Annotated in this window: 9 protein-coding genes; 2 read left to right on the top strand and 7 right to left on the bottom strand. The window is 70.4% G+C overall.

Annotated elements, in window-relative coordinates; genetic code table 11:
- Positions 1 to 59 precede the first annotated feature (59 nt).
- Together KSO98_RS17065 and KSO98_RS17060 are read right to left on the bottom strand one after the other, a co-directional pair.
- Positions 60 to 596 carry a M48 metallopeptidase family protein gene (locus KSO98_RS17065; protein WP_225286928.1) on the bottom strand — a complete coding sequence of 179 codons (537 nt, stop codon included), beginning with the start codon at positions 594 to 596 and terminating at the stop codon, positions 60 to 62.
- 10 nt (positions 597 to 606) lie between these two features.
- Complete coding sequence (locus KSO98_RS17060; RefSeq protein WP_225286926.1) at positions 607 to 1,650, bottom strand: PHP domain-containing protein; 1,044 nt, start codon at positions 1,648 to 1,650, stop codon at positions 607 to 609.
- 514 nt (positions 1,651 to 2,164) lie between these two features.
- Here KSO98_RS17060 and KSO98_RS17055 point away from each other — a divergent pair.
- The gene (locus tag KSO98_RS17055) at positions 2,165 to 2,323 is read left to right on the top strand and encodes a DUF5679 domain-containing protein (RefSeq protein ID WP_017934894.1); all 159 of its coding nucleotides are present in this window, start codon (positions 2,165 to 2,167) and stop codon (positions 2,321 to 2,323) included.
- A gap of 117 nt (positions 2,324 to 2,440) precedes the next feature.
- Entirely contained in the window at positions 2,441 to 3,214 is a 774-nt protein-coding gene (locus KSO98_RS17050) for a hypothetical protein (RefSeq protein ID WP_225286924.1), read from the top strand.
- A 13-nt stretch (positions 3,215 to 3,227) separates the two neighbouring features.
- Here KSO98_RS17050 and KSO98_RS17045 read toward each other — a convergent pair whose 3' ends face one another.
- The 5 genes from KSO98_RS17045 to KSO98_RS17025 form a co-directional block, all read right to left on the bottom strand.
- Entirely contained in the window at positions 3,228 to 3,395 is a 168-nt protein-coding gene (locus KSO98_RS17045; RefSeq protein ID WP_225286923.1) for a hypothetical protein, read from the bottom strand.
- Positions 3,396 to 3,442: 47 nt separating this feature from the next.
- Positions 3,443 to 3,742: a WhiB family transcriptional regulator gene (locus KSO98_RS17040; RefSeq protein WP_372457802.1), complete on the bottom strand. Its 300-nt coding sequence runs from the start codon at positions 3,740 to 3,742 to the stop codon at positions 3,443 to 3,445.
- Positions 3,743 to 3,845: 103 nt separating this feature from the next.
- Positions 3,846 to 4,004: a hypothetical protein gene (locus KSO98_RS17035; RefSeq protein WP_225286922.1), complete on the bottom strand. Its 159-nt coding sequence runs from the start codon at positions 4,002 to 4,004 to the stop codon at positions 3,846 to 3,848.
- A gap of 117 nt (positions 4,005 to 4,121) precedes the next feature.
- Positions 4,122 to 6,152 carry an ATP-dependent helicase gene (locus KSO98_RS17030; RefSeq protein WP_225286921.1) on the bottom strand — a complete coding sequence of 677 codons (2,031 nt, stop codon included), beginning with the start codon at positions 6,150 to 6,152 and terminating at the stop codon, positions 4,122 to 4,124.
- A gap of 78 nt (positions 6,153 to 6,230) precedes the next feature.
- Positions 6,231 to 9,218, bottom strand: a complete 2,988-nt coding sequence (locus KSO98_RS17025; protein ID WP_225286920.1) for a bifunctional YncE family protein/alkaline phosphatase family protein — start codon at positions 9,216 to 9,218, stop codon at positions 6,231 to 6,233.
- Between the last annotated feature and the right edge of the window lie 73 nt (positions 9,219 to 9,291).

The following is a 9,291-nucleotide window of genomic DNA, read 5'->3' as shown; positions in this document are numbered from 1 at the left end:
TCAGCAGCCGGAGGCCTCCCACCCATCAGCCGCTTGAACAACCTGACTGGACATCACAGCTAGTCGAGGCTGTGCGGGGCGTCGGTGTTGGTGCCGGCCGCCCAGCCGGCGAGATAGCCCTTGGCGCGCTCGGCCTGCGGATAGCGGTCGACCCAGCCCCAGAACCGCTCGTTGTGGTGCGGCTCGATGAGGTGGGCGAGCTCGTGGACGAGGACGTAGTCGAGCACCCACGGCGGCATCCCCTGGAGCCGCTGAGAGAGCCGGATGCTCCGGTCGGTCGGCGTGCAGGAGCCCCACCGACTCTTCTGGTTGGCCACCCAGCGCACCGACTCGGGCGCCGCCAGCCCGCCGAAGTAGAGGTCGGACAGCCCCTGGGCCCGCTTCAGCAGATCGGCGTCCGAGGGATTGCGGCGCTGCTCGGAGCGCTCGACCCGCGCGATCATCGTCTCGACCCACTCAGCCTCCTGGCTGCGGGACATCGAGGCCGGGATCAGGACCACGATCCGGTCGCCGTCCCGGTACGCCGAGACCGTGCGGCGGCGGCGCGTGCTGCGGCGTACCTCCACCTCCGGCCGGGCGGCAGCGGAGGTGTCCATGAACGGAAAACTACCTGTTGGCCCAGGTCAACAGCCGCTCTCGTGTCCACGTGTTGACGATCCGGTCCGGCTCGATGCCCGCCGCCTCGGCGCGCTCGCAGCCCAGGACGAGGAAGTCGAGCTGGCCGGGCGCGTGGGCGTCGGAGTCGATCGAGAAGAGGCAGCCGATGTCGCGGGCGAGCTCGATGAGCTTCGACGGCGGGTCGCGTCGTTCGGGACGGGAGTTGATCTCGACGGCGACGCCGTGCTCCGCACAGGCCTCGAAGACGGCGAGCGCATCGAAGGTCGAGCCGGGGCGGGTGCCGCGGCTGCCGGTGACCAGGCGCCCGGTGCAGTGGCCGAGCACGTTCATCCGGGTCGTGGAGACGGCCGTGACCATTCGCCTGGTCATCGCCGCCCGCTCCATCGCGAGCTTGGAGTGCACGCTCGCGACGCGTAGATCGAGCCGCGCCAGCATGGCGTCGGTCTGGTCCAGGCTGCCGTCGTCGAGGATGTCGACCTCGATGCCCTTGAGCAAGGTGAAGCCGCTCGCCGCGCCGACGTGGCCGTTGATCGCCTCGATCACGGCCAGCTGCTTGGTGAGCCGCTCGACCGACAGGCCGTGGGCGACCGTGAGGCGCGGGCTGTGGTCGGTGAGCACCAGGTACTCGTGGCCCAGCTCCATCGCGGTGAAGACCATCTCCTCGATGGGCGAGCCGCCGTCGGACCAGTCGGAGTGGGAGTGCAGGTCGCCCCTCAGAAGCCCCCGCAGCTCGGTGCCGCCGGAGGTGAGCGGTCCCCCGTGCTCGGCCTCGGCCTTCGCCAGCCGGTCCGGAAGGACGCCGGCGAGCGCGTCGGCGATGACGCTCGCCGTGCTGGCTCCGACGCCCGGAAGGTCGGTGAGGGTCTTCTGCGTCACCCGCTCCCGGAGCTCGTCCTCCGAGAGCGGAAGGATCGCCGCCGCAGCTGCGCGATAGGCCTTCACCTTGTAGGTGTCGGCACGCCCGCGCTCCAACAGGAAGGCGATCCGGCGCAGCGCCGCAACCGGCCCGGCACCGTACTCATGCTCCGACACGCCGCTCCTCGTCACATTTTTTCCTGTCCACAGCCAGTGGAGAGCCGTCGACGCAGGTCAGCACGGCTTTACACACCCGACGCCTCCAGCATTCCACACTGTCTCTCCACGTCCAGGGGTCGGTCATCCACGGGTAACGGGGAGTTTTCACCAGGTCGTCCACAGCTTCGTCCACAGGCTGTGCGGTACGAGCGTTGACCGGTCGTGGTCCCGATCCCTAGGTTCGGGGGAAGACGAGACCCCCGGCGCCGCCGGACGTCCTTGGCAAGGGGAAGGCGAAGGACGATCCAGGCACCGGGGGTCTCGCTGTGCCCGCACGCGGCCACCGCCATGCCTGCCGAGGTCGCCACGCTCGCGACACGCCGACAACACGCTGGGCGGCCCTGTTGCGCAACGGGGCCAGGTGTGCCGTAGGGTCGATTCGACTGCGGCACAGGCCGCAGCTCCCGGCGGGCTTCCCCAACGATGACCCCGCCGCGACGACCACAAGAACACAGACATTGAGGAGGCCGTCATGGCGGAGAGCTGGAGCGGCGAGTTCTACTGCGTCAAGTGCAAGGAGAAGCGCGAGGCGACCGGTGAGATCAAGGTGAACGACAAGGGGACCAAGATGGCCAAGGCCGTCTGCCCCGTGTGTGGCACCAACCTCAACCGGATTCTCGGCAAGGCCTGAGCTTCGAGGTTTCACACGTGGCCCCGATCGACCTCTTGGTCGGTCGGGGCCACGTGGCATTTCCGGGTCTGTGGATGACGGACGACGCGTTCCAGCGATCCGTGTGACAGTGGCGCAGTGAGTCACCCGCCGATCCTGCGCCTGCGTCCCGGTGTGGTGGTCGTACGTCGCGACGACCACCATCTGCAGGTCGGCCTCGAGCCGCCACACCGGGTGGTCCTGCCCGACCTCCCCGAGATCCGCGTCCTGGTGGACGCCCTGCAGCACGAGCGGTCGATCAGGAGCTCGAGTCCTCGCGTCGTGCACGCCGTGGACCGGCTGCGGGCCGCCGATCTTCTGGAGCCCGACGAACAGGACCGGGCCGTCACCGTCGCCGTCGTCCCGATCGGCCCGCGGCGGCTCGTCGACTCCGCCGCTCCTCTCCTGCGCGCTGCGGGCGTGAGGCTCACCGAGCGCGCGGACGTACGGCTCCTGCTCGCCTACGGCGCCCTCCATCGCGAGCTGGCCGACCCGTTGGTCCGGGACGGGATCGCGCACCTCGCGGCCGTGGTGACGCCCTGGGGCTGGGACGTGGGACCGTTCGTGGCCCCTGGGGAGACCGCGTGCCTGCGCTGCATCGACGCGGCTCGCGCCGATCACGACCCCCGGCATGCGGTGATCGTCGATCAGGTGGCACGCGCCGCCGCGCACGCGCCGTCGAGCGCCGCGCTGGACGCGCTGGCGCTCGGCTGGATCGCCCGCGACCTGACGGCGTATGCGCGCGGCGATCGGCCCTCCACCTGGTCGACGACCGTACGGCTGGTGGAGAGTCCGGGTGAGGAGCCGGTCAGCGAGCGGCGCTGGCTGCGGCACCCGCTCTGCGGGTGCGCCTGGGATGCGCTCGCGGGCTGACCGGCTCCCTCCCTCAGCAGATCAGGCGGACCATCGCCAGACGCAGCTGGTAGCCCAGCGCCTGGGCGCGGTTGACCCGAACGTACTCTCGGTGCGCCTCTCCCAGGCGCCCGGACTGTTGAGCACGGGAGAGCTCTTCGTGCAGTAGATGCGGAGCGAGCAGATCGATGTCGGTGTTCATGTCATGTCCTTCGAGGTCTGGGTGATGATCGGGTGGGCTGGGATGGATCAGGCGGCGACGGGGTGCTTGCGGGGGCGGCCACGCGGACGCTTGCGCGGGATCACGGCGCCTTGCAGGAAGAGCTCGCCTCCCCACACGCCCCACGGCTCGCGCCGGCTGAGGGCGCCGGCCAGACAGAGGGTCTGGACCGGGCACGCCTGGCACAGCGCCTTCGCGAACTCGACGTCGGCAGGCGACTCGGCGAACCACAGCTCGGGGTTGTTCACCCGGCAGGGCATCAGTTCGTCGTCGACCTGCTCGGCCTGGTCGTGCAGATCGCCCAGCGAGGTCTCGAGTACGGCAGTCATGTGTTTACCTCCTCTCGGGGGTCTTGGGTGTGGGCAGGAGAAACAGAAAGGCCGCGGATCCCGGTGTCGGGTTCCGCGGCCTGGAGCTCAGCTCGGCTGTCTGTCAACAGTCGGTAGATCTCCAGGATCGGGAACCCTTGGCCGTGCGCTTGCCCTGGGCCGCCACGTCGGACCAGACGTGGATGTCGAGGGAGGCGCGACCGGCGAACGGCATGGCGAAGGCCGGCGTCGAGGCCGGGTTGCAGAGCGTGAACTTCGTCATCGAATTCGCCTCCTTCGGGTGCGTCGCGGGTGGGTGGACACGGGAACGGTATCCCGCTTCTTTACGTGGCCGCAAACGATTAACCGTACGATTTCCACCGATTTCCGGCCAATGTCGTCACGACGCCGATGCGATCAGGGCGATGACGTCCTCGCCGTACGCGTCGAGCTTGGCCCGACCCACGCCGCTGATCCGCAACAGGTCGGAGATGGTGGCCGGCTTGGACTCGGCGATCGCCTCGAGCGTGGCGTCGGTGAAGACGGTGAAGGCAGGCTTGTTGCCGGCCGCCTCCCGGCGCCACTCCCGCAGTCGCTCGAAGAGCGCCTCGTCGTAGGCCGCGGGGCAGTCCTCGTGCCGGCCGCGGCTCTTCTCCCCCGCCGTGCCGAGGGGCCGACCGCAGGTCTTGCACATCCGGGCGCGCCGGTTGGCCGACTGCTGCGGATCGGGTCGCGCAGAGGCCGGCAGCAGCGGATCGAGGAATCGGGACGGCTTGCGGGAGCCGCGCCCGCCGGGCTGGCGCGCCAGTGACCAGCTCACCTGCAGGTCGATCCGCGCACGGGTGACACCCACGTAGAGCAGCCGGCGCTCCTCCTCGACCGCGGTCGGCGAGTCGAGGGCGTACGTGATCGGCAGCGTGCCCTCCTGGAGCCCGATCAGGAAGACCGAGTCCCACTCGAGGCCCTTGGAGGCGTGGAAGCTGGCCAGCGTCACGCCCTCGGCGACCGGGGCGTGCTGCTCGGCGGCGCGGCGGTCGAGGTCGTCGACGAACGCGCCGAGCGTGCCGCCGGCCTCGGCGAACTCGTGGGCCTGGTCGACCAGCGCCTGCCAGGACTCCCACCGATCGCGGGTCTGGCCACGGGCCTCCGGCGGCTGTTGGGTCCAGCCCATGCCGGCCAGGGTGCCGTGGACCGTCTCCAGCAGGTCCTCGCCCTCACCCGAGCGGGCGGCTCCTCTGAGTCGGGTGACGGCCTCGCGGACCTCGGGGCGGTCGAAGAAGCGGGCGGCGCCCCGGATGACGTACGGGATGTTGCGCGCGGTCAGTGCCTCCTCGAAGGTCTCCGACTGCGCGTTGATCCGGAACAGGATCGCGATCTGCGACCAGGGCCGCCCGGCGGCGTGCAGCCGCTGGATCTCGGCGGCGACCGCGTCGGCCTCCGCGACCTCGTCGGACCGGGCGGCGTAGGTGATCGCGGGGCCGGCCGGGCGCTGGGCACGCAGCTCGACGCCCTGGCTGGGCGAGCCCTTGAGGAGGGTGTTGGCGACGTCGACGACCTGCGGCGTGGAGCGGTAGTTGCGCACCAGCTCGACCGAGGTGGTGTCGGGGAAGCGCTTGGCGAAGTCACGCAGGTAGCGGGCGTCGGCGCCGGCGAAGGAGTAGATGGTCTGGGCCGGATCACCGACGACGCAGATCTCGTTGCGCCCGCCGAGCCACAGGTCGAGCAGCGAGGACTGCAGCGGCGAGACGTCCTGGAACTCGTCCACCACGAACCACTTGTACTGGCGGCGGACCTGGGCCGCGACCCGCTCGTCCTCGGCGAGCATGCCGGCGGTCAGCAGGAGGACGTCCTCCATGTCCATCCGGCCCTGCTCGCGCTTGACCTCCTCGTAGCTGCCGAAGACGCGCCCGACCGAGGACGGGTCGAGGTTGGTCACCTCGCGGCCCCGGCGGGGGGCGATGGCGGCATAGTCGTCGGGGTGGACGTTGCTGACCTTGGCCCACTCCACCTCGGAGGCGAGGTCGCGCAGCAGCGCCTGGTCGGTCTGCACCCGGTTGCGCCGAGCGGCGCTGGCCAGGAGGCCGATCTTGGACTCGATCAGCTGCGGCAGCTCGGTGCCGTGCACGTGCGGCCAGAAGTAGCGCAGCTGGCGCAGCGCGGCGGAGTGGAACGTGCGCGCCTGGACGCTGCCGGCGCCCATCGTGCGCAGCCGCTGGCGCATCTCCCCCGCCGCGCGGGTGGTGAAGGTGACGGCGAGGATCTCCGACGGCGCGTAAACGCCGGTCGCCACGCCGTACGCGATCCGGTGGGTGATCGCGCGGGTCTTGCCGGTCCCCGCACCGGCGAGCACCCGAACGGGTCCGCGCAGCGCCTCGGCGACCTGGCGCTGCTCCGGGTCGAGGGCATCGAGGAGGCTCTGCGGATCGGACACGGGGCAACCCTATGCGTGGCCACCGACAGTCCTGGCAGCGCCGCTGTCGCGACTGCCAGGACCGTCGGTGATGGTGACCTAGTCGGTCTCGGCGTTCGGCACGTACGCGCCCGGGACCTCGCTCGGCGCGAGGATCTTGCTGTCGCCCGGGTAGGCGGCGCGCCAGTGGTGCGCGCGGTACCAGGTGTAGCGGTTCATCAGCTCGGGGTTGGCGTAGTCGGCGACGGCGCCGGCCCCCGAGAAGTGCTGCTGCGTGGCCCACGCGTCCCAGGCGGTGGCGACGTCCTGCTGCTTGACCGGGACCGACACCGCCTCGGCCGCGGCGGCCGAGATGCGGTCGGCGGCGGCACCCGTCCGGCCGAGCGTGTCCTCACCACAGGCCGGCGCTCCACCCGCGAGGCCCTCGGTGAGCGGCACCTTGTTCGTGACGGCCCTGAACGGCGCGAAGTCCGGCCTGCCGGTGAAGGCCCGGTACATCGGCGTCGCCGCGGCGACCTTCTCGTTGAGCGGCGTCGCACCGAGGATCTGCTCGATCGTGCGAACCATGTTGATCTGCGAGTAGTAGGTCGAGACCGTCTTGCCGTGCTGTGCCCAGGGGCTGATGATCTGGATGGGAGCGCGGTGGCCGTCGACGTGGTCGACACCGGCCTGGCTGTCGTCCTCGGCCACGAAGATCGCCGAGCTCTTCCAGATCGGCGAGTGCGAGATCCTCTCGACCATCCGGCCCACGGCGAGGTCGTTGTCGGCCACCTGGGCCTCCGGAGCGGCCTGCGACCCGGTGTGGTCGTCGGAGAACCAGATCATGTTGAAGTTCGGCACGCCCTTCTCGGCGCCCCTGGCGCCGAGCTGGTGCTGGAAGTCCTGCTCCCAGACGGCCTCGCGGTAGATGTCCGGGATGGACAGGTCGTACGACGGAGAGGCCGGGTTGCTGATGGCGTTCAGGGACGGGATCGGCGAGCCGTAGCTCGCACCGGCCAGGTCACCGGCGAAGAGCTGGGAGGCGTCGCCGGCATCGGCGGCCCTGGTGGCGCAGTAGAACTGCTGCCACGTCGGCGAGTCCGCCACCGTGGCCTTGCCCGGCTTGCCCTCGCCGTACTCGAACTCGCCGTAGTTGCGCGCCGTGTTGCCGGCCGCCTGGACCGCGGTCCACAGGAAGCCCGAGCGCTGGTGGCCGAGGACGTCCTCCTCGCTGTCGTACGAGCGGGTGTACTCCCCCGCCTCGGACTCGTTGTACTCCGGGTTGTCGCCCATCATCAGCCAGTTGTGGCCCTCGGAGGAGTTCGTGCCGATGTCGTACGTGTTGTCGTACAGGCCGAACTGGGTGGCCAGCGCGTGCTGGTTCGGGGTGACCCGCTCGCCGAACTGGGTCAGGGTCGGGTCGCCGTTGCCCTGCGCCATGTCACCGAAGAGCTGGTCGTAGGTGCGGTTCTCCTTGACGATGAGGAAGACGTGCTTGATCCTCGAGGACCGGGCGCCGATCTTGTGGGGCACCGGGTTCGACGACGAGCCGATCGAGCCGACCGGGTCGGGGCCCCAGCCGTTCTGCGCGAAGACCGTGCCGCTCGCCGCGCGGATGGCGGCGTCGCTCGGCCAGGCGAAGCGGGTCAGCGAGGCGGTCGTCGAGTGCGTGCCGTGGCTGGTCGCCGGGGTCGTGTTGAGACCCTGGTTGGACGTCACGTACGCACCGCGGGCGTCGATGCCGCGACGGTTGGCGACGACGATCTTCCCGTCGGCGCCGGTGAAGACGCCCGAGGGGTAGTAGTCGGTCGGGACGAGTCCGATCTGGCGGACCGGGTCCTGTGCGGTGCTGCCGAGACCGAAGACCTCGATGGCGTTGGCGCGACCGAGCGAGACGAGCAGGTGCCCGTCGACGACGTCGAGCCCGTCCGGCTGGTAGCCGACCGCCGAGCCGTCCCACGGCCGGGTGCTGATCGTCTGCACGACCGTGCCCGCCGCGGTGTCGATGACCGAGACGGTGTCGTCGTTGGTGTTGGCGACGTAGAGCGTCGTGCCGTGGACGTAGAGCGCGGTCGGGTGGAGGCCGACCGGGATCGTGTCGGCCACGGCCGCCGGGTCGGCCGGGTCGATGACCGAGACCGTGCCGGTGGTGGTCGCCCCGGTGACCGGGTCGGACTTCACCCTGATGGCGTACGACTGCTGGCCCTTCTCGTCGGCCACGCCGCCCTCGTTGGTCACGTAGAGCTTCCCGCCGACGAAGGCGAGCTGGCGTGGCGCGACACCGACCTTCCACTGGTGGGTGACCGTGCCCGTCGCGACGTCGATCTCGTCGACCGCGTCCTGCCCGTTGAGCGCGGCGTAGAGCTTGGTCCCGTCCGGGTTGAACACCGAGCCCGCGGTGAGCGGGTACTGGATGCGGGTCGTGCTGAACGGGTTGGCGGTGCCGGTGATGATCGGGTGCGCGGCGGTCATCGCCGGCAGGAAGAGCACCGTGGGCGCGCTCAGGACGCCGTGCGCGTCGACCGAGTAGACGTCGAAGCCGCACGAGACCGGGACGTAGAGCCTCCTGCCGTCGGGCGAGAACGTCGGGTTGCCCTGGCCGATGGTGCCGTCCAGGGCGGTGCCGCCCGGCTTGCAGGCCGCCGCGGCGTTGGCCGGCGAGGCGACCTGGCCCTTGGCGGTGTTGATGTAGGTGAAGCTCGCGGTCTGGTGGTCCGTGGTGAACCCGGCGGCCACGGCGGTGGCGTTCGTGGCCGCGATGCTCGAGGTGCCTGCGGCGGACGAGAGGCGGTAGCCGTCCAGGTCGAACATCTGCACGTCGACCGTACGGTCGGTGCTGGTGGTGGCGAGGACCCTGCCGTTGGGGCTGAGCGTCGAGCCCATGATCTTGCCGAACGGGGTCATGAGGCGATCGCCGATCGGCTTGATCACCTGGTCGTCGGAGACCTGGAGGTTGCCTGCGGCGTCGGTGTCGCCGACCTGGTTGTCGCCGAAGCCGACGGTCGATGCGGCGGCGATCCCGCCGGTCATGAGCACGAGTGCGCAGCCCGCGCCCGCGACCAGGCGCATCCTCTTGGTGTCGACGAGTCGCCGACGAGTGACGTTCATAGACGTGTCCCTTTCCTGCCTTGCCCGAAGAGCGGCGTCACGGCTCCGTCGGCCGAGACGCCCGCGAGGAACG

It is taken from the genome of Nocardioides nematodiphilus (assembly GCF_020216525.1).
GTDB classification, from domain to species: domain Bacteria; phylum Actinomycetota; class Actinomycetes; order Propionibacteriales; family Nocardioidaceae; genus Nocardioides; species Nocardioides nematodiphilus.
Note: the sequence above shows the minus strand (reverse complement) of the source record. Positions and strands in the feature narration are given on the sequence as shown.